The 19,368-nt window shown below is 63.9% G+C and carries 17 protein-coding genes; 9 read left to right on the forward strand and 8 right to left on the reverse strand.

Going from position 1 to position 19,368, the window contains the following annotated elements; genetic code table 11:
- Positions 1-24 precede the first annotated feature (24 nt).
- Positions 25-711 carry a hypothetical protein gene (locus ACVIYL_RS13575; protein ID WP_456778816.1) on the forward strand — a complete coding sequence of 229 codons (687 nt, stop codon included), beginning with the start codon at positions 25-27 and terminating at the stop codon, positions 709-711.
- Between the two features lie 12 nt (positions 712-723).
- Here ACVIYL_RS13575 and ACVIYL_RS13580 read toward each other — a convergent pair whose 3' ends face one another.
- Positions 724-2,154 carry a cytochrome c peroxidase gene (locus tag ACVIYL_RS13580; RefSeq protein WP_456778817.1) on the reverse strand — a complete coding sequence of 477 codons (1,431 nt, stop codon included), beginning with the start codon at positions 2,152-2,154 and terminating at the stop codon, positions 724-726.
- Between the two features lie 306 nt (positions 2,155-2,460).
- On the opposite strand from ACVIYL_RS13580, the gene ACVIYL_RS13585 reads away from it, so the two are divergent.
- Positions 2,461-4,230: an alkaline phosphatase family protein gene (locus ACVIYL_RS13585; protein ID WP_253606596.1), complete on the forward strand. Its 1,770-nt coding sequence runs from the start codon at positions 2,461-2,463 to the stop codon at positions 4,228-4,230.
- A 107-nt stretch (positions 4,231-4,337) separates the two neighbouring features.
- Here the strand turns inward: ACVIYL_RS13585 and ACVIYL_RS13590 are convergent, their stop codons facing one another.
- Positions 4,338-8,846, reverse strand: coding sequence for a DUF5801 repeats-in-toxin domain-containing protein (locus ACVIYL_RS13590; RefSeq protein WP_456778818.1), 4,509 nt, complete (start codon positions 8,844-8,846; stop codon positions 4,338-4,340).
- A gap of 445 nt (positions 8,847-9,291) precedes the next feature.
- On the opposite strand from ACVIYL_RS13590, the gene ACVIYL_RS13595 reads away from it, so the two are divergent.
- Both ACVIYL_RS13595 and ACVIYL_RS13600 read left to right on the forward strand, forming a co-directional pair.
- The gene (locus ACVIYL_RS13595) at positions 9,292-9,930 is read left to right on the forward strand and encodes a FecR family protein (protein ID WP_430640607.1); all 639 of its coding nucleotides are present in this window, start codon (positions 9,292-9,294) and stop codon (positions 9,928-9,930) included.
- 37 nt (positions 9,931-9,967) lie between these two features.
- A complete protein-coding gene (locus ACVIYL_RS13600; protein WP_456778819.1) occupies positions 9,968-10,831 on the forward strand; it encodes a tetratricopeptide repeat protein in 864 nt (287 codons plus the stop codon).
- Positions 10,832-10,904: 73 nt separating this feature from the next.
- Here ACVIYL_RS13600 and ACVIYL_RS13605 read toward each other — a convergent pair whose 3' ends face one another.
- Genes ACVIYL_RS13605 through ACVIYL_RS13620 form a run of 4 tightly spaced genes read right to left on the reverse strand, consistent with a single transcriptional unit; the run spans position 10,905 to position 14,513 of the window.
- The gene (locus ACVIYL_RS13605; protein ID WP_456778820.1) at positions 10,905-11,771 is read right to left on the reverse strand and encodes an efflux RND transporter periplasmic adaptor subunit; all 867 of its coding nucleotides are present in this window, start codon (positions 11,769-11,771) and stop codon (positions 10,905-10,907) included.
- Positions 11,768-11,974 carry a DUF1656 domain-containing protein gene (locus tag ACVIYL_RS13610; RefSeq protein WP_092080457.1) on the reverse strand — a complete coding sequence of 69 codons (207 nt, stop codon included), beginning with the start codon at positions 11,972-11,974 and terminating at the stop codon, positions 11,768-11,770. Before ACVIYL_RS13610 ends, ACVIYL_RS13605 begins: the two co-directional genes overlap by 4 nt.
- Positions 11,971-14,022: an FUSC family protein gene (locus ACVIYL_RS13615; protein WP_456778821.1), complete on the reverse strand. Its 2,052-nt coding sequence runs from the start codon at positions 14,020-14,022 to the stop codon at positions 11,971-11,973. Before ACVIYL_RS13615 ends, ACVIYL_RS13610 begins: the two co-directional genes overlap by 4 nt.
- A 2-nt stretch (positions 14,023-14,024) precedes the next feature.
- Complete coding sequence (locus ACVIYL_RS13620; protein WP_456778822.1) at positions 14,025-14,513, reverse strand: MarR family winged helix-turn-helix transcriptional regulator; 489 nt, start codon at positions 14,511-14,513, stop codon at positions 14,025-14,027.
- Between the two features lie 212 nt (positions 14,514-14,725).
- Here ACVIYL_RS13620 and ACVIYL_RS13625 point away from each other — a divergent pair, with 212 nt between their 5' ends.
- From ACVIYL_RS13625 to ACVIYL_RS13640, 4 genes are all read left to right on the forward strand, one after another.
- Positions 14,726-14,920 carry a hypothetical protein gene (locus ACVIYL_RS13625; RefSeq protein WP_456778823.1) on the forward strand — a complete coding sequence of 65 codons (195 nt, stop codon included), beginning with the start codon at positions 14,726-14,728 and terminating at the stop codon, positions 14,918-14,920.
- 16 nt (positions 14,921-14,936) lie between these two features.
- Entirely contained in the window at positions 14,937-15,164 is a 228-nt protein-coding gene (locus ACVIYL_RS13630) for a DUF6894 family protein (RefSeq protein ID WP_092080482.1), read from the forward strand.
- 77 nt (positions 15,165-15,241) lie between these two features.
- Positions 15,242-15,397, forward strand: a complete 156-nt coding sequence (locus ACVIYL_RS13635) for a hypothetical protein (protein WP_456778824.1) — start codon at positions 15,242-15,244, stop codon at positions 15,395-15,397.
- A 29-nt stretch (positions 15,398-15,426) separates the two neighbouring features.
- Entirely contained in the window at positions 15,427-15,639 is a 213-nt protein-coding gene (locus tag ACVIYL_RS13640; protein ID WP_028333636.1) for a hypothetical protein, read from the forward strand.
- 58 nt (positions 15,640-15,697) lie between these two features.
- Here the strand turns inward: ACVIYL_RS13640 and ACVIYL_RS13645 are convergent, their stop codons facing one another.
- Positions 15,698-16,255 (reverse strand): HNH endonuclease, encoded by a 558-nt coding sequence (locus tag ACVIYL_RS13645; RefSeq protein WP_016845270.1) that lies wholly within the window; start codon positions 16,253-16,255, stop codon positions 15,698-15,700.
- 191 nt (positions 16,256-16,446) lie between these two features.
- Here ACVIYL_RS13645 and ACVIYL_RS13650 point away from each other — a divergent pair, with 191 nt between their 5' ends.
- Entirely contained in the window at positions 16,447-18,207 is a 1,761-nt protein-coding gene (locus ACVIYL_RS13650; RefSeq protein ID WP_456778825.1) for a chloride channel protein, read from the forward strand.
- A 157-nt stretch (positions 18,208-18,364) separates the two neighbouring features.
- On the opposite strand, the gene ACVIYL_RS13655 is transcribed toward ACVIYL_RS13650, so the two are convergent.
- Complete coding sequence (locus ACVIYL_RS13655; protein WP_456778826.1) at positions 18,365-19,336, reverse strand: peptidyl-alpha-hydroxyglycine alpha-amidating lyase family protein; 972 nt, start codon at positions 19,334-19,336, stop codon at positions 18,365-18,367.
- Positions 19,337-19,368 lie beyond the last annotated feature (32 nt).

Below are 19,368 nucleotides of genomic sequence, written 5' to 3' on the forward strand. Positions count from 1 at the left end.
CACCTGATCGACCGGAGACACGCGATGAAACGCAACGAGAAGACGTGCTCGATCAGCGCCAGCGTCGCGGCCGGCCTGCTTGCCGTTGCCATCCTGGCCGGCACGGCGATCCCGGCCGCGGCACAGCAGTTTTCCGCCGACCTCGTCGCGAACAAGGACGACACGGCAACCGCCATGGGAGCCTTGCGGGTCTCGGGCGGAAAAGCACGGATCGAGACAAGCGCGCTGCCCGACGGCTTCTTCCTGATCGATACGGGCAAGCCCGCAGCCTATTTCGTCCGTCCGGCGGCACGGGTTTACATGGACGCGCGGCAATCGAGCCCGCTCACCCGGATGTTCATTCCGGTTGATCCGGATGATCCCTGCCGGCAATGGCTGGCGATGGCGCAGCTGTCCGCGCCGATCGACCTCGCGACGTCGCACTGCCGGCGCGATGGAACGGAAACCATCGCGGGGCACGACACAGACGTCTTTCGAATCGCCGCGCCGTCCGGTTTGAGCTTTGTCGGCTGGATCGACCGCGCGCGCAGATTTCCGGTACGGATCAAGACCGCGGATGGGACGGTGATCGCTGCCGATCACATCCGCGACGAGCCGCAGCCGGCGCAGACGTTTGAAATCCCCGCAGGCTTGCGCAAGTTCGACCCGCAAGCGCTGATCCGTCGGATCCAGCAGAGTGACGCATGGGTTGAGCCGCCGGCTTCGGAGTGAGCACGCCGTCCGTTACTGCGACTGCTGGCTTGTTACCGGCAGGATCCGGCCGAGCGCAGTGTAGTGCGACTGATGCACGTTGCTGTTGAACAGCGACCAGGGTTCGGCCTTTTTCAGGGCGACGGGTACGTCGAAGTGCACCAGCTGCGCAAAGTTGCGATATTCGGCCATCGCATCGTCGATACGGCCGGCGGCGATGTCGAGATCGATGCGGCGCAGGGTGAGAACGAGGTCCTTCAGGATCGCGCGCGCCGCCAGCCGCTCGTCCTTGCCACCGATCGAGGTGTTCCTGATGTCCGGGATGCGCTCGGTCAGTTCGCGCAGTTCGGCCCCGACCCCGGTCACGGCCAGTGACACCACCGCGGTGTCGGCAGCCGGGATCGCGACCTCGAGGACGCTCGAGAGCTCGAGCACCTCTTTCATCCGGAGCATGACGCCGTCCTTGTCGAACGGGCGTTCGCCGTCGCCGACCGCATTCAGATAGGCCACGAGGTCCTGGGTGTCCTGGGTCGACAGTTCGAGGTCGAACACACGATCGAAATGATCGACCACCTGTTCATAGCTGTCGTAGCGGCCATCGTGGAAATACGGGGCGTTGAAGTTGGCGTTCAGCAAAGTCGGGGTCTTGACCAGTCCACCGGATCCGACGTCGTGGCGCATCTGGTCGTTGAAGGTACCACCCGGAACATGACAACCGGCGCAGCTCAGCTCGGCCTGCTTCGGGAACGGCTTGAAGAACAGCGCCTCGCCGCGGCGCTCGGCCAGGCTCGCCTGCGCGGCAAGCCTGCCGCCGGGTGCAATCTTCGGATTGGGGAGAAAATCGATATCGTTGATATAGGCGACGAGGCCGTCGAGAACCTCGTCGCGCGGCCTCGGACCGGAAAATTCATTGACGATGACATTATAGACGAAGTCGCGCAGCGAGGTGATGCGCCCGTCATGTCCGTAGGGGGCGAGGAAGCGGGCGCCGCGCAGGCTCGGAATCCTGACCGGATCGAGGATGCTGTTGAACGTCTTCGCGTTGAAGGCAAGGCTGGTCGTATCGAAGGTGCCGGGGCGGGAGGATGCGCCCGGAACGAACAGTTTCGGGTTCGATGCGCCGTTGACGTGACAGGTGCCACAGCTCATCTCGGCCTGACGCGCCTTGCCGCCCAGGATGGAAGGCGAGTTGAACGCGAGATCGCCGAGATTGACCAAAAAGGACTTTCGCCCGCCGACGGCTTCGGAATGAAAGAGTTCGCGCGGCCGCGCCAGCGCCTCCTCGGAAAATTCAGTGCCGGCCGGCAGCACGGTCTGGTCGCCGCCGAGCGGGAACGCCGTCGCGCGCAACGGGAGCAGGGCAACGACGAGCACCAGCCACGCGACCCGTGCCGGTCTGACGCCGCGATCGGCGGCTGTCGCACGATGTTTTCCGGAGCCGGACGCCAGAATATCCCAAGCCATCGCGCGAAAACGCCCCTGTCACAAATGCATATGCGCTGCCGTGCGTCGGAAGATGTCACGGAGGTGACAGTTTCCTGTCGGCAGGATCAATGACGATCTGACTGGATAGACGAATTTTGATTGCGGTTTGATGACGCGCGATCAGCGAAGCGCAACGCAGTCTGCGTTTGACATGATGAAAGTCTGTTGGTGCGCGAGCATCTTTCCGCGCGTTTGCGCGCGCGTCGAAAAACAGTCATCCCAGCGAAATGTGTTTTGCATAGCGTGTAGCTCCATTTCTATTTCTTTCTAAATCAGGAGAGCACTATGCGGCTTTGGGGAGCCATTCCGGCGCTCGCGGTTGTTGCTGGCGCCGTTGCCATCTCGCCGGTAGCAAACGCAGAGAATTTGGTCGAAAAGATCGTTGATGAGTTCAAGCACGAGATCAAGGACGAGCTGCGCGACCTGCGGGATCGTGGCCATGAAGGCGTGCACCAGTACAAGCACATCGTCGTCATCTATCAGGAGAACCACAGCTTCGATAACCTCTACGGTCACTGGGGCGACGTCGGCCGCGACCGGATCAACGGCACATCCTATGCCGATCAGGCGCACACCCTGCAGGTTCGGCAGGACAACCAGACCGTCTATGCTTGTCTGCTGCAGAACGACGTCAACCTGACTTCTCCGTCGCCGCAACCGACGAGCTGCACCGACAACACGGGCACGGTCGCGATCCTGAGCGCCTTCAAGAACAAGCCGTTCGAGATCAATGAATTCATTCCGACCTCGGCCACGACCTGCCCGAAGCCGCTCGGCGCTTTCGCGGCTCACGGTTTCCTCAACGGCACCGGCGCGCCCGGCGGCTGCACCGCGGACATCGTGCACCGCTTCTACAGCGAGCAGTACCAGCTCAACGGCGGCCGGCAAAACCGCTACATGACCGGCAGTGATGCGGCCGGTCTGGTGATGGGCTATTACGACACCAAGAAGCTACCCATCTACACCTATCTCCACGGCAACGGCGCGCCGAACTACATCATTGCCGACAGCTTCTTCCAGGGTGCCTTCGGCGGTTCGTTCCTCAACCACCAGTTCCTGGTCGCCGCCGCGGCGCCCCAGTTCGTCGGTGCCCTGAATGACGGCAGCGCCAACGACTTCCACTCGATCGTCGATGCCAACGGCATGCCGACCAGCACGCCGCTCTACACGCCGCTCTCGACTGTGAAGGATGCGCAGCTGACGGCGAAGTGCAATCAGGCCGGCCTGCCGGCGGGCCTCGCCTGCGGCGACTACGCGGTCAACACCACGCAGCCGTTCTATCAGCCCTATTCCCCGGGCACTGCCGACATCAAGCGCCTGCCGCCGCTGCACACGCCGAACATCGGCGATCGGCTGTCGGCAAAGCGCGTCGATTGGGCCTGGTATTCGGGCGGCTGGTCGAACGCCAACGGCGACGTCGGCGCTTCGGGCTGGACCAACGGCAACGGTACGACCTGCACCGACCCGAACCATGTTTCCACGGCGGTGTTCCCGAACTGCCCGGACGTGGATTTCCAGTACCACCATCAGGCGTTCAACTACTTCGCCAACTACGCGCCCGGAACGCAGGCCCGCAAAGATCGCCTGAAGGACGAGGCGGAGTTCATCCAGGCGGCGAAGACCGGCCGGCTGAAGCAGGTCAGCTTCATCAAGCCGATCGGCGAGGAAAACGAGCATCCGGGCTACACCAGCGAGTCCGAAGGCAGCCAGCATCTCGTCGATCTCGTCAAGGCGATCGTCGAGGGGCCGGATGGCAAGGACACGCTGATCGTCATCACCTATGACGAGTTCGGCGGGCAGTGGGATCACGTTCCCCCGCCGCCGTTCAACCGCCATGGTGCCGAAGCCAAGGCTGCGGACCAGTGGGGCCCGGGCACCCGCATTCCGGCGCTCCTGATCGCCAAGCGCTTCAACAAGTCGGGCGTCGCGCACGAGGACTTCGACACCACGTCGATCCTCAAGATGCTTGAAAAGCGCTTCGACCTCGACCCGCTGGTGACGCGCCCGGTGCGCAGCCTCTCGGCGGCGCTGAAGGCCGGCGAGGGCTGGCACTGACACGAGAAACGCTGCCGGCCGCCCGCGTCAACGTCCGACGCGGGCCGGAGTGCCGGCCACGCGCCCAAGGGATCGCTAGACGAAGGGATCGCTACAAGAAGCGATCGCTACATGATCAGATCGTGTAGCGGATGGGTCACGACGGCGTCCGGCGTATGGTCCGGGAAGAAATCTGTTTGGTGCTCCGGGACAGCCGGCCCCATTGCCGGCGTTCCACCAGTTGCAACTCCTTGCGCCAGCTGAAATCCGGCGGAATCGTCGTGGCGGCCGAACCACGCGAGGCTTTGATCAAACTGTGGAGGGGACGAAGCTCCCTGCTGTTCAAGGCTCGAAGGCTCCGCGAAATGAAAGGACTGCTCGGTCGTTCCCGACGTTCCGCCGTCTACAAAGGGCAATATTGCCTGAGACAACGCCGCGTCCTCGTGGCTACTCGTTGACATCGGACTAACATCGGGTGCGGGAGCGCTGGCGCCGACCGGCGGCGCGGGGCTGTCCTGGCTGGCGGCGAATATGAAGGTGTCCATCCCCGCCGTGTGGCACTGAATATCGACCTGAAGGCTGCTCGTGGCCGAATCGCCGTCCGCATCGACCGCCGTCACATCGAACAGCAGATCCGCATTGATGCTCGTCTTTTCGGTATAGCTGATGTTGTTGATCGCGAAGGTGGGACACCCGGCTTCCACCCGATCGTAGTCGACCTGGACTTGATCGAACGACCTGTCAACGTAAAGCGTATACGTCGTCGTCGTGGCATCAAAGGTGTAGGTGTCGATCAGCGAAGCATCCGATGTCTCCTGCACCACGAAGCCGGCACTGCCGCAGAGCGGCCTGGGAACATCGATGCAGAAGTCGTGAACGTCGGCGCTGCCATCAAGAACCTTGAGGATCACACCGGCGGTGCCGTAGCCCTGCCATTCCGTGAGATTGAAGCCGACCTGCGACTGCTTCTCGGTGAACGCGAGATTCAACTGCTCGGCCGGGTCCATCTGCAGTCCACTGTCGCCGACCGCAATACCGCAGTCCGATGCCTTGACATCGAGCGGCTGGCCGGCGCAGTCCGACCCGGTAATAACCAGTTGTCCGTCCGGAGCCGTCAATGACGGCGTGCCGCAGATCGGGGCATCAAAATCGGAGCCATGGACGGTGACGTCCTTCGACGGCCCGGCGTGCTCGAGATCAAAGCAGAATGTTCCATCCGGATTGATCAGCAACTTGAAATAAGGATCGTCCAACCTACCGCCGCAATCGGTAAGATACGCGTCGAGCTCGACGCCGCCGCCCACCTCATGGGTCGTATAGTAGAAGTTGTAATCATCGCCATGTCCGGTGACGTGCACCGCGGTGATGCCGTTGCCCAGGCATGATGTGGCCAGATCATATCCCGTGCAGCCGACCGGACCGTTGTGGACGGCAACGAACATCGCGGCATCGCCATCCGCGCCGAAATTGATATCGTAGGTACCTGTCGCAGTCTGATGATCCTGAGCGGCGACGAAGGTCTCCGGGAAGCCGCAAATGGTCGGGTGATCGTCCGTGATCGTCAGTTGCTTGCCGAAGTCGATGCAGGCGCTCTGGAAGTCGCCGTCCTTGTCCGTGATGGTGGCAACCAGGCTTACGACGCCGGCGGTCAGCGACACGGCTTCGCCGCTGTCAGGGCCGGCGCAGGCCGGATGCGTCACCGCGCGATATTCGGTGAAGGTGACGCATCCCGTGGCCGGATCAACCGCGATGGTGAATGCCAGCGCGCCACTTGCTGTGCCAACATGGCCTTCGATGGTGTTGCCGTTCAGAACCAGCACGTCGGAGCAGCCGGTACGCGAATCGATCAGACCGGATGGGGTGCAGTCACCTCCGTTGATCGACAGTGCATAGTGAGTCGTCGCGCCGTCGGCGCCCTGGAGCGAGGTGAACGCCGTCGAGAAATCGGCAGAAATTTTCGTCAGCGCGGCGTCCGGTGCCGAGCCCGCGACATAGTCGTCCAGTGCCGTTGCCGTCAGGTGCGTCTCGCTCAGCGTCAGCGCCGGAGCGGTGCAATTGGCCCGGATGCAGGGGCCATCGTCGCTGATGGTCAGCCTGCTGCCGAGGTCGAGGCCGGCGCTCTGGAAGTCGCCGTCCCTGTCCGTGATCGTGGCGTTCAGGCTCACGATGCCCGCGGCCAGCGATACGGCTTCGCCGCTGTCCGGGCTGGTGCCGAGCGGTTGCTCCACCGGCCGGTAGTCGGTGAAGGTCACGCGTCCCGTGGCCGGATCGAGCGTGATGGTGAATGCCAGCGTGCCGTTGGTCGCGCCGACGCGGCCTTCGATCGTGTTGCCGTTCAGAACCAGCAGGTCAGCGAGGCCGGTATGCGAGTCGATCAGCCCCGATGCCGTGCCGTTGCCGCCGGTGATGGTCAGCGCGTAGCGGATGGTCGCGCCATCGGCCCCTTGCACCGAAGTGAACGCCGTCGAGAAATCGGCGGAAGACGTCGTCAGCGCCGCGTCCGGCGCCGAGCCGGCGATGTGGTCGTCCAGCGCCGTTGCCGTCAGATGCGTCTCGCTCAGCGTCAGCGATGGGGCTGTGCCCGCCGCCTCGATGCGCGGGCCGTCGTCCGTGATTGTCAGCTGCTTGCCGAGATCGATGCTTAGATCCTGGTACTGGCCGTCGCTCTCCGTGACCGTCGAGATCAGGTTGACGAGGCCGGTCCCCAGCGCGATCCCTTCGCCGCTGTCAGGGCTGGTGCCCGACGATTGTTCGACCGCGCGGTGTTCGACGAAGGTCACGCGGCCCGTCGCCGGGTCAACCGTGATGGTAAACGCGAGCGCCCCGCTTGCCGTGCCGACATGGCCTTCGATGGTGTTGCCGTTCAGAACCAGCAGGTCAGCGAGGCCGGTATGCGAATCGATCAATCCTGACGCCGTACCGTTGCCGTCGGTGATCGACAGTGCGTAGCTGACCGTCAGACCCGGTTCGGTGACGAATGCCGCCGAGAACTCGCCTGATGTCGTCGTCAGCGCGGCGTCCGGTGCCGAGCCGGCGATGTTGTCGTCCAGCGTCGTCGCTGTCAGATGGGTCTCGCTCAACGTCAGCGATGGCGCGGTCCGAACCTCGATCAGCGGGCCGTGGATGGTGAGTGTCATCGTCTGCGGGGTTCCGCCGATCGTGGTCACCGTGAAGCTGTCGGTCAGCGTGTTGCCGACATGGAGGGCTTGCACGGAGCTGTTGGCGTTGTCGAGCGTATAGGTCCACACGCCGGCCGTTGTGAGCGTGAATGAGCCGTAGCCACCTGCGCTTGTCGTCGGCGCGTTCACGGCGGTGAAGGTATTGGCGGGATCGTCGACATCGGTGTCGGTGAGCGTGCCCTTTGCGATGAGCAGGCCGGGCGAGGCATGACTGACGCCGACCGCACCCACCACCGAGCCGGCCATGGTGCCGGAGATGATGGAGGCGTCGTCGGCGCCCAGGATGCTGATGTCGAAGCTCTCGCTGGCCGAAAGCGCGCCGTCCGAGACCGTGATCACGAAGCTCTGGGTCGTGTTGGCCTTCAGCGCGTTGATTGCGGTATTGTTCGGAACGAAGGTGTAGCTTCCGGTCGCGCTGTTGAGATAGAGCGTGCCAAAAGTACCGACGCTCGACACGTCGTATGTCGCCTGTCCCAGCACCGTATCGCCTGTGGCGCCTCCGCTGATGCCGAATTTCAGTGCGCCGCCCTTGATGCTGCTCGCGGAAAAGGTCCCGCTCGCCGCATTGAAGTCGTCAAATATCACCGTATCGATTTCAGTCGGCCCCGCTCCGAGGTTCAGCTTCGGCGGAACCGGCGGCAGCTTGAAGAGATCATTTTTCGCGAAGGTCGCTACCGGCAGCGGCCCGAGCGTATCTTGCACCGGCGACAGCGGGGACTGCTGAATAAAATTGATCGGCAGCAGCAGTTGTCCGCCTTCGAGAGCAGGCATGCCGGACCCTTTCGATGCCGGTCCTTTCTCGAAATAGGCAAGGGTCTCCTGTTGGGCCTCCCGTAATTCCTCCATGTGCGAAGGGGAATTCGTGGCATGGTTCACGCCGACGGAGGAGCCTCTTCTGCTCAGGATGATCGTCTCTTCGGGATCCTCGACGATGATGTGACGGGGGATCGCCTCTTTGGTGACGAGTTCGAACACGCCGTGGTGGAGGTCCTTGTATTTGATGTTGTCGTCGTCCAGGAACGTGACGTTCGGCTCCGCGGCCCGGGCGTCCTCCAGCAGCGAGAAGGTCAGGGCGGCCAACGACAGCATGCCGAGGCCGCTGGCGCTGATGGTGCCAACCGGTGTGTCCGCCGTCAGGACGCCAGACCCTGCGAGCCGGCTGCCGATGAGGCGGAAGAGGCTTCTGGTTTTCGCGAACAGGCCCGGCCGCAAGCCCTCGCCGGGGTCTTGCGCGATGTCCAACTCCAGCCGGGTGCCGGCCGGCAAATTGAGCACTCTGCCATCGACCAGGCGGATTTCGATCCGCCCGCCGGCTCCGACCTCGATGACGTCACCCTGGCGAACGGGATCGCCAGCTACGATTTGAATCGGTATGCCGCGGGCACGCGCGATTGTGCCGCAGCCGATCGCCGTCCGAACAGTGCCAACTACACGGGGCGGCTGGCCCAAAACGGCCATGCACGCGTCCCCGAACTCTACGCCGGACGCAACTGACATTGGCTTTTTGCCTGTTAGGCAGTTCGAGCGGAAAGTGGCGCCGCAGTTTTTTTATTTTGGCTTGGTTCGGCCACGCGGCGAAAAACCCCGCGCCGTCAGCCATAGGCTTGTCCGCTGAAACGTCCTGATTGAAACCAAATTCGGCAGTAAAAATGGAATTCCAATACTGCGGGGGAGCCTTACGAAAAGGTCAGAACAGCTGTCCTTTATCGCGCGTGCAGCCCCGCAAAATTAATAGTATGATTACCATGCAAATTGTCCACTTATTAATTTTTAGTCGAACTGCGTCAGGCATTTAGGCCTGTCTGCGACAACTCGTTTGGCACTCAAGGTCCTGCGGTCTCGGCCCGGTGGTCCCGATCACCATCGAGCCACGACACGACAAGATCTTCTCGTGGAGGGGATCGTGCGCATCCATTTGATTGTTCAATTGCTTGCAAGCTTCGTCCTGGCGCTCGCAACGCTCACGTCCGGCCAGGTCCAGGCGCAAACCGAACCGGACAATATCCAATTGAAATTCATCGGAAGGGTCGTAGCCGCCACCGGTTCGGTCACGATCGAGCATCCGAATGCAGTCGTCGTTCAGGCAGGGCTGCCTGGCAAATTGCCTCAGGCGCAGGTTGGCGACCCCGTTTATCTTGGCGACGTGGTGCAGACTGGAACTGACGGACGCGTCGGGATCAATTTCTCCGACGGCACTTCGTTCAATCTGTCGAGCAACGCCAAGATGGCGATGACCGAGTTCGTGTACGACCCGAACGGCAAGTCGAACTCGACCTTGCTCAAACTGACCAATGGGACGTTCACCTTCGTTGCCGGCAACATTGCGAAGACCGGCGACATGAAGATCGACACCCCCGTGGCAACGATGGGCATTCGAGGCACCACGCCACGCATCGAGATATCGGACGATGGAACGGTGAGGTTCGCCACGCTCGTTGAAGAGGGCAAGAGCAAGGTCAGGAAGGTCGGGACACGAACGCCGCAGCAACCTGAGCAAAACACCCTCCACAAGTTCAATCCCAACATCTGTCGAGGGTGCTAGGCCAGGCGCAGCCCGTTTCGTGCAAGCAAGGCCCGATATGAAATTTCGTGCAAGCGCCGGCGCAATTGTCAGCCTGATATCGCTTCTCGTTGCGACGCTCCCCGTGTTGCCGGCGGTCGCGCAGAACCCGAAGAAGGATAGCTATCTCCGCACTATCGGATTGTGCAGCGGCCTCGATCGCACGCCGGCCGATGCGCGCATTGCTGCCTGCACGGCGCTGATCGATGCGGGGCAGGACATGACCCAGGCTGGCCTCGCGATCGCCTACAACAACCGTGGCAACGCCTACGCCGCCAAGGGAGACTACGACGGCGCCATCCGGGATTTCGATCGATCGATCGAACTCAATCCGACCTACACCAAGCCGTTCAACAACCGCGGCGTGGCCTATCTCAGGAAGCGCGAATATGATCGCGCAACCGACGCCTTCGATGAGGCCATCAGGCTCAACCCGAACTACGGCGAGGCCTTCGCCAACCGCGCCGGCGCCTATTTGAAGAAGAACGATTATGCGCGCGCGGCGCAGGACTACGATGAGGCCATTCGCCTCGAGCCGAAACTGGACGGGGTGTGGAACGGACGCTGCTGGAGCCGGGCCATCCTCGGCGAATTGCAGGCGGCGCTGGAGGATTGCAACAAGGCCCTTCAATTGGCGTCTGCCAACGCCGCGACGTATGACTCGCGTGCCCTTATCTATCTGAAGACCGGCGAGCTCGGCGCGGCGATCGCCGACTACAGCTCCGCACTTCGCATCGATCCCAAGCTCGCAAGCGCACTTTATGGTCGCGGCCTGGCGAAGTTGAAGCAGGGTGACAAGGCCGGCGGCAATACCGACATGGCGGCGGCCAAGGCAATCCAGGGCAGCATCGGCGACGATTTCACACGCTACGGCGTGCGATAGGCGAGTGGTCGACGAGCCGCAGTAAGGTGCACCGGCTCGATGCTGTCGCCGCGGATGCGCCCCGGCCAGCCGGCTAGTCCATGATCTCGACCGTCGCCGAACGGCCGGCGACCAGCGCGATGCGATCTGGCAGGTGGTCCAGCGCGATGCGCACGGGGATGCGCTGTGCGAGCCGAACCCAGCTGAAGGTTGGATTGACATTTGCGAGCAGGCTCGCGCCTGCCGCGCGGTCGCGATCCTCGATGCCGGCCGCAATGCTCTCGACATGTCCGGTGAGCCGCACCGGCTCGCCCATCAGCCGGATCTGCGCCTTGTCGCCGACGCGAATGCGCGCGAGCTTGGTCTCCTCGAAATAGCCCTCCACATGCAGCGTGTCGGTGTCGACCAGCGCCATCACGCCCTTGCCTGCGGTGACGTAAGCGCCCGGCCGCAGGTCCATATTGGTGATGGTGCCGTTCACCGAAGCGTGCACCTCGCTGCGATCCAGATTGAGCTGCGCGACGGCGCGGTCGGCGACCGCCTGGTCATAGGCCGCCTTGGCCTGCAGCTGCGTCGCCAGAACCTGCTCCTGCTTCTGCTGCGACACCGCATCGGTGGTCAGCGAGCTGTAGCGTTTGAGGTCGGCGTCGGCCTGATCCAGCGTCGCGCGATGGCCGGCGACCGCAGCATCGGCCTGCTTCAGCGCCAGGGCAAAGCGGGCGCGATCGATCCGGAACAGGATGTCGCCGCGACGCACCGGCTGATTGTCCCTGACCAGCACGTCGGTGACGAAGCCGGAGACGTCGGGAGCCACCTGGATCACGTCGGCGCGAACCCTGCCGTCGCGGGTCCACGGCGATTCCATATAGTAGACCCAGAGCGCGCGAGCGACAGCGAGTGCAGCGATGACGGCGACCGCGGTCAGCGCAACCCGGCCGAGCCAGGCGAAATTCGCTTTCATGGCAGAAACTCCGAAAGATAAACCACGACGCCGAGCAGGCATACATACAGGGCGAAATTGAACAACGCGCGATGCCACACCAGCCGGTAGAACCCGAAGCGCTGCATGATCCGGCTCGCCACTGCGCTCAATGCATAGGCAACGATCAGCCACAGCAGCAGCGCCGGAACGAGCACGCCGTAAATGTCGAGCTCATATCTCATGCGGCAAAGCTCTCCTCGGGCTGCGATCGATACGCGGGTGCATCCGGAAACAGGCCGCGGCGGATGCCGACGAGGCCGAGCAACGCATCGTCCCGCGCGCGCTCATTGGGGTCCTTGACGACCGCGGTCAGCGCCGCATCGATGCATGACAACAGTTCGGCCGGCATTGCCTGGTCCGCACGGGCGCGAAACGCCGCCGCGAGGTCGTCCAGCATGTCGTCGATGGCACGCACGGTCACTGCGGCGAGGCCGTAGCGGGCCCGCCGGAGGTCGATGATGTTGAGCCCGATGCGGAGCTGGACCAAGCTGTCGGCATCGCGGCGGTCGCTCTCGGAGATGAAGGCGATGCGCTGGACCAATAGTCCGAGCCGATGCAGCATCAGGCCGGCAAACTGCGCGCGATCGCCGTGGCCGCGCCGCTCGGCCGCGACCGCGAGCGCCTGCCAACTCGACGTCATCAGCCGCTTGGCGATCCATTCGGCGCCGACGCCGCGCGCGATCCGCGTCACGATCTCCGCGATGACAACACCGAGGAAGAAGGCGACGGACGTGTTGGCGAAACTGGCGAAATCCGCGCTGTAGGTCGACTGCAGTGCGAGCAGCGTCGCGGTGTTGGCGGCGAGCGCCATGCCGATCGGCGCGGTCTTGGGCCGCGCGATCAAAAAGCCGTATAGGAGGAAGGTCGGCGCCAGCGCCGCGATCAGGACCTCGACATGGGAGATGCCCGGCACCAGCGCGAACTGATAGATCGCGACGATGACGATCGCGACCAGTGAAAACAGGCCGAAGGCCCGGATGCTGCGCGCTGGCTCGTCCTGCGCGGCGAAGAACGAGCAGGCGACCGCCGCCATCATCGGCGCCGAGGCGCCATCGGCCCAGCCGGTCGCAATCCAGAGGACGCAGCAGATCAGGATGGCGACCGCCGCGCCCGCGGCCGACCACAGCGCCATGCCGTGGTCGCGATGACGGACCGGTGCGGCCCCCGACTCCGGGTGGAACGCCAGCGGGACGGTGGAGATATCCTGGCCCGCGGTGATCGCATCGCCCAGCGCGCGGCAGTCGGCGGAGATATCGACAAGCTCGCGCAGCCGGAGCAGCAGGCTGATCGTGATGATGCGTTCCCGCGGCGCGATGCCGTCGAGCGCAGATTGCCGCTCGGCGATTGCGGTGCGGATCTGCTCGCCGGATTGCCGCTGGCGGTCCTCGTCCACGATCCATGCGGCGAGATCGCCGATCAGGCGTTGCAGCTCCGGTTGCCGTTGCAGCGCCGCTTCGCCAAGTGCGGTAAGCCGGTCTTCGATCGACGTGATGATCGGCAACAGCATCAGCATGCGCAGCCGGACCTCGCCGAGGCCACGCACAGTGCCGGCGTCGGCCAGCCGGTCATAGGCGACATGGGTCGCCAGCGTATCGATCTCGACAATGTCGGTCGCAAGACGGAGGCGTTGGGCCCGGCGCGTCTCGCCGGTCCCGCGGTCAAGCAGCACGTCGCGGGACAGACGGCGCGCATCCGACAGCCAACTCCTGATGCGGCCGCCGACCGCCGGCGCGACGCTGCGGGGAAACACCACCGTCGACACCAGGCTCGCACAGATGATGCCGAGCGAGATCTCCTCGACTCGTGCCAGCGCTACATCGAAGATGCTGCCCGGTTCGGCCACCGACGGAAAGCCGATCAGCGCGACGGTATATCCGCCCAGCATGAAGACATAGCTGCGCGGCGTGCCGTCGAGCAGCGATAAATAGAGACAGAGCCCGACCCAGAGCGCGATCGCGAGGCACAGTAGCTCCGGTGCATTGACCAGGTTCGGCACCAGGGCGACCGTGACGCTCGCGCCGACCAGCGTACCGATCACGCGGAAAAACGCCTTCGAGCTGGTCGCGCCGGCCAGCGGCTGCGAGGTGATGTAGACCGTCGCCATCGCCCAATAGGGACGCGGCAGATCGATCGCCAGGGCGATGACAAGCGCCAGCATCGACGCCGCGAACGTCTTCAACGCGAAGATGAGATCCGCGTGGCGGACCAGGAACGGCTCTTCCGCGCGCATGACTATTTCGCCTCTGGAGCAGTCCTGGCTGGCGTAGTCCTGGCGTCCTGCAGGCGGCTCGCCCGCTGCTCGATGAGCTGCAGCGTCTCGAAGGTTACCGCAAGTTCGGCGCTGCCGATATCCTTCAGCAGGCTGGCCCGCACGCGGCGCAGCACCCGGTTGATCTCCTCGACCTTGGCTCCGCCGGTCGCGGTGAGATGCAGCGTCTTGGCGCGCCGGTCGGTCGGGTCCTCGCGACGCTCGACGAGGCCTTCAGACTGCAGCAGATCGATCAACCGCACCATTGAAGGCCCTTCGATCCCCAGTTCATCGGCCAGCACGCCTTGCCGGACGTTCTCTCCCTGGCGTGACAACACCAGCAGCGGAATCGCCGTCGCGTAGGACAGTCCGTGGTCGGACAAGGCCTGATCCGACTCGCGACGCCAGATCCGGGCCAGCCTGGTCACCAGGCGGCCGATCTCGGCGTGGATATGGGGCTGCGAAGGCGGCATGCAAATTAGATAGGATGCGAACTATTAGGATGCAATGATATACTGCGAACATCGCGGACGATCACGCGAATGCGATCCTGCGTGAGGAAGCGTCAATACTGCTGCGGGATCGACCTCGATGCGCTGGTTATGCTCGGTTGCGGGCGGACCTTGAGCGCGGCGGGTTAGGAACACATCGGGATACAGATGCTTCTGTTCTTGAGGAGATTGTGATGAACAGAAAGCCGGTAACGCAGGATTCTGGGCGCTCGAGCGACTGGGGTTCCCACGCGCAGACCGATAAGCCGTGGAAGGGAAACCCGGAGAAGGAGCAGCGCTCCGGAGATGCGAGGCGCTCAGGAGACGCGAAGGACTCCGGAGACGAGCAGCCGGACCTGGAAAAGTGGCATGAATCGAACACGCATTGATGCGCGGAGATAGTGAATGTCCGCCTTTCACTTCGCGATCGTGAATGATGAGCGTGTGATCGATGCAACCGGTCAGCCGGTTACCGACCGCGATGAAGCCATTGCCGTCGCCAAGCGGCTCGCCATCGACCTTGCCGAGACGCGACAGGAATATCTGGGACGCGGCTACTTCATCTCGGTGATCGGCAGCGACGCGCGCGAAATTCACCGCGAAAGCATCGACAGCGCCGCGAAGAGCGGATGAACGATGCCGCCCCGGCGGGCGGCAAGAGAGCAAGGCTTTAAGAGCAAGGCTTTGGGAACAAGGCTTGGAGAGACAGAATGGATATGGGCCTTGAGATCATCTACGGCATCGGAGCGCTCGTGCTGCTGACCGCTTTGATCTTCGGCGTGCTTCAACGCCATTTTCGCAGCAGGCGCGCGGTGCAGGCCGGCGAGGAGGTCATCCGCGAGCGATACAAGCGGAATGAGACCTGACGCCGCGCCGCTGGCGCAAGGAGGAGACGATGGGATTGGCTCAATATGCGGTGATTGCGGCCGGCGAGGAGTGGGGCGTCCTGCACGACGGCAATCTCAACGGCGGATACGCCACCAAGGAAGCTGCATTCGAATCGGCGGCGGCCGCCGCAGCACTAGCGATCAGGATGGGGCACGAGGTCCACGTCAGCGTTCCCGGACGCGAGGAGGGCGAGGCGGCCCTCACCAAGCGACCCGCCTGATCCAAATCACAGCAGTACGGCTTGCATTCGATGTGACGACGATGCGCGCCAGCGCGCTCTACGGATCGAGCTCAGTATCCCAGTAGAGATAATCGAGCCAGCTCTCGTGCAGATAGTTCGGCGGAAACAGCCGGCCGTTGCGATGCAGCTGATGCACGGTCGGGGCGTAGGGCGTCTGCTTCGGAAACATCTTGGCCTGCTGCGGCGTCAGATTGCCTTTGCGCAAATTGCAGGGCGAGCAGGCGGCGACGACGTTCTCCCAGGTGGTCTGGCCACCCTTGCTGCGCGGAATGATGTGATCGAAGGTGAGATCGTCGCCCGACAGGCAATACTGGCAGCTGAATCGGTCGCGCAGGAAAACGTTGAACCGGGTGAAGGCGGGGTGGGTGGTCGGCTTGACGAAGGACTTGAGGGATACGACGCTCGGCAGCTGGATTTCGAAGGAAGGACTTCGTACCGCCCGGTCGTAATATTCGACGATGTTGACACGATCGAGGAACACCGCCTTGATCGCGTCCTGCCAGGACCAGAGCGACAGCGGGTAATAACTCAGCGGCCGGAAGTCCGCATTCAAGACCAGCACCGGCCAACCGCCTTGCGAGACATGTGCGTTCAAATAACGCTCCTGACTCCCACTAGCTGCGAAGCAGCATGCACTCACATACTACAGGCAGCGTGACGGGATTGTGAAGAGCAATGAGCGGCTTATCCGCCGCGCCCTGCCATGTTCCTGCCCCGATTGCCTCCCGCCCGCGAGGCCCGTAAAGGGAGCCGCAAGGCCCTGTCGGCCAGTGACGGACCCTGCCGATGACCACGACCTCAAGCTATCTCGAGGCGCCGCGCCGGTTGCGCGCGTTCGTGCGCGCGCACGAGACGAGCCTTGTGGTGCTGGCGGTGCTGATCGGCGCCATTGGCGGCCTCGTGGTGGCGGTCATGAGCGGCCTCGTCACGGTGCTGCATTCGGTGCTGTTCAATCTGCCGCTCGGCGACCGGTTGTCGAGCCAGCCCAGCATCGATCCCGTGCGCGCGCTCGTGGTTCCCACGATCGGCGGCCTGCTGCTGGGATTTGCATTCCTTCTGTTGCTCCGGGTCCGGCCGGCCCGCGAAATCGACCCGATCGAGGCCAACGCGCTTTATGGCGGGCGGATGTCGTTCCGCGGCAGCGTGATCGTGGCGCTGCAGACGATCTGGTCAAGCGGCGTCGGCGGCTCGGTCGGGCTCGAGGCCGGCTACACCCAGCTCTCCAGCGGCCTCGCCGCCTCGCTCGGGCGCGGCTTTCACCTCCGCCGCAACGACCAGCGAATCATGGTGGGCTGCGGTGCGGCGGCGGCGATCGCCGGCGCCTTCAGCGCGCCGCTTGCGGGTGCGTTCTACGCTTTCGAGCTTGTGATCGGCGGCTATACGCCGGCCAGCCTGACCCCGGTCGGCGTGGCGGCGGTGACCGGCTACTTCGTTGCCCATGCCTTCGAACCGCTGCCGCTCGGCGTCGGCGTCGGAACCGTCGGCGATGTGCTCGGACGGGATCTTGCGATTGCAGCGCTGCTCGGCATGGTCGCGGCCCTGACCGGCATTGCGATCATGCGCGGGGTGACGCTGTGCGAGGCGCTGCTCGCCAAGAGCCGGCTCTGGCCGCCGCTGCGGCCGGCGCTCGGCGGGCTTGCGGTCGGCGCGATGGCGCTATTGACGCCGCAGGTGATGTCGTCGGGCCACGGCGCGCTGCGCTTCGCCGGCATCGTGGCGATGCCGCTTGCCTTCATCGCCGGCGTGTTCGCGCTGAAGGCGGTTGCCTCGATCATCTCGCTTGGCTCCGGCTTTCGCGGCGGATTGTTCTTCGCCACGCTGTTCATGGGCGCGCTCGGCGGCCGGCTGTTCGCCGCCGGCGTCGACATCGTGTGGCCGGGTCTGAACCTCGACCCCAACGCCTATGCGGTGATCGGCATGAGCGCGCTGTCGGCCTCGGTGATCGGCGGTCCGCTCACGATGTCGTTCATCGCGCTGGAATCCACCGGCAACCTCTGGCTCACGACCGCGGTGCTGGTCGCGGTCATCATCTCGACCACGATCACGCGCGAGCTGTTCGGCTATTCGTTCGCGACCTGGCGTTTGCATCTGCGCGGCGAGACCATCCGCAGCGCCGCCGATATCGGCTGGATCCGCGATCTCACGGTCGGCAAGATGATGCGGCAGGACATGACGACGGTGAACGCCGCGATGCCGATCGAGGCGTTCCGCGAGGAATTCCCCCCGGGCTCGAAGACCCAGGTCGTCGCGGTCGACGGCGAGGGGCATTACGCCGGGCTTGCGCTGGTCGCCGAAGCGCACGCGCCGGATCTCGAGGCCGACAAGGGGCTTGCTGCCATCTTGCGCTACGCCGACGTGGTGCTGCATCCCGGCATGAATGTGCAGGAGGCGATCGCGGTGTTCGACGCGGCCGAAGCGGAATCGCTCGCCGTGGTCGAAGGCGACGGCGACCGGCGGCCGATCGGCCTGCTCACCGAAGCGCACGCGATGCGGCGCTACGCGGAAGAATCCGAGCAGCGCCGCCGCGAGGTGATCGGCGAGATTTGATTGCGCGGGAACGCTTTTCGACCCGTCATCCTGAGGAGCCGCGAAGCGGCGTCTCGAAGGATGCACGGCCACCAGCCGGGGGCCGTCGACCCTTCGAGACGCGCGCGATGCGCGCTCCTTAGGGTGACGGTGATGGAGTGACGGTGGGAGACTGAATCTAAACCTTCTCCAGTTTCTGCAGGCACCGCGTCACGCGCACCGCAGCCGGCATCTCGGTGTCGGGAAAGCTGGTGTTCCAGTCGGTGACGCCAACCTCGCCGACATAGATGTCGCCGCGGGAATCCAGCGCGATGCCGTGCGGCGCCAGGAATTTTCCGGTCTCGACGCCGGGGCCTTGCTCGCCGCCGAGGCGCGCGATGCGCTTACCGGTGTGATCCACGATCGACAGCCGCGGGCCGAGATTGGGCACCTTGCGATTCACCGCCATGCCAGGGCCGAGCTCGCCGATCACGAAGTTCGGCTGCTTGCCACCGCCGCAGCAGCACAGCGCGCAGGGCCGGTGCAGGTTGTTCCACTGCGTCTCGTATTTACCGTTGCCGTCGAACACCTGGACGCGGTGGTTCTCGCGGTCGGCGACATAGACCCAGCCATCGGCGTCGGTCGCGATGTTGTGCACGATGTTGAACTGGCCGGGGTCGGTGCCGGGCTCGCCCCAGGTTTTGATCAGCTTGCCGTCCGGCGTGTATTTGTGGACGCAGGCATTGCCGTAGCCATCGGAGACATAGATCTCGCCCTTCGGCGACAGCGCGGTATGGGTGCAGCGGTGGAACGGCTCGCCGCTCATGAACGGCGCCGGCTTGTTCGGGATGCCGATCGTCAGCAGCACCTTGCCGTCGGTCGAGCATTTGCGCACGGTGTGGTCGCCGTCATCGGTGCAATAGAGATTGTCGTCGGCGTCGATATGCAGGCCGTGGGCACGCGAGAACACGCCTTCGCCCCAGCTCTTGATGAAATTCCCATCGCGGTCGAGCACCACCATCGGATGGTCGCCGCGGTTGAAAACGTAGACGCGGTCCTTGCTGTCGACCGCGACGGAGGCAACATCGGTCAGGCTCCAGCCGTCGGGGAGTTTTGCGAAGTTCTCCACCACGCGATAGCGGTGTTCGCCGGTGCCGAGGGTGGTTGGCATAAGATGTCTCCCCAAGATCGTCATTCCGGGGC

The organism is Bradyrhizobium sp. USDA 3315 (assembly GCF_054056795.1).

Coding starts and splice junctions, on each gene's coding strand:
- ACVIYL_RS13610 (WP_092080457.1), bottom strand. CDS start 11,974: ATGAGATATGAGCTCGACATTTACGGCGTGCTCGTTCCGGCGCTGCTG.
- ACVIYL_RS13650 (WP_456778825.1), top strand. CDS start 16,447: ATGACCACGACCTCAAGCTATCTCGAGGCGCCGCGCCGGTTGCGCGCG.
- ACVIYL_RS13580 (WP_456778817.1), bottom strand. CDS start 2,154: ATGGCTTGGGATATTCTGGCGTCCGGCTCCGGAAAACATCGTGCGACA.
- ACVIYL_RS13585 (WP_253606596.1), top strand. CDS start 2,461: ATGCGGCTTTGGGGAGCCATTCCGGCGCTCGCGGTTGTTGCTGGCGCC.
- ACVIYL_RS13615 (WP_456778821.1), bottom strand. CDS start 14,022: ATGCGCGCGGAAGAGCCGTTCCTGGTCCGCCACGCGGATCTCATCTTC.
- ACVIYL_RS13620 (WP_456778822.1), bottom strand. CDS start 14,513: ATGCCGCCTTCGCAGCCCCATATCCACGCCGAGATCGGCCGCCTGGTG.
- ACVIYL_RS13575 (WP_456778816.1), top strand. CDS start 25: ATGAAACGCAACGAGAAGACGTGCTCGATCAGCGCCAGCGTCGCGGCC.
- ACVIYL_RS13605 (WP_456778820.1), bottom strand. CDS start 11,771: ATGAAAGCGAATTTCGCCTGGCTCGGCCGGGTTGCGCTGACCGCGGTC.
- ACVIYL_RS13655 (WP_456778826.1), bottom strand. CDS start 19,336: ATGCCAACCACCCTCGGCACCGGCGAACACCGCTATCGCGTGGTGGAG.
- ACVIYL_RS13630 (WP_092080482.1), top strand. CDS start 14,937: ATGTCCGCCTTTCACTTCGCGATCGTGAATGATGAGCGTGTGATCGAT.
- ACVIYL_RS13635 (WP_456778824.1), top strand. CDS start 15,242: ATGGATATGGGCCTTGAGATCATCTACGGCATCGGAGCGCTCGTGCTG.
- ACVIYL_RS13625 (WP_456778823.1), top strand. CDS start 14,726: ATGAACAGAAAGCCGGTAACGCAGGATTCTGGGCGCTCGAGCGACTGG.
- ACVIYL_RS13600 (WP_456778819.1), top strand. CDS start 9,968: ATGAAATTTCGTGCAAGCGCCGGCGCAATTGTCAGCCTGATATCGCTT.
- ACVIYL_RS13640 (WP_028333636.1), top strand. CDS start 15,427: ATGGGATTGGCTCAATATGCGGTGATTGCGGCCGGCGAGGAGTGGGGC.
- ACVIYL_RS13590 (WP_456778818.1), bottom strand. CDS start 8,846: ATGGCCGTTTTGGGCCAGCCGCCCCGTGTAGTTGGCACTGTTCGGACG.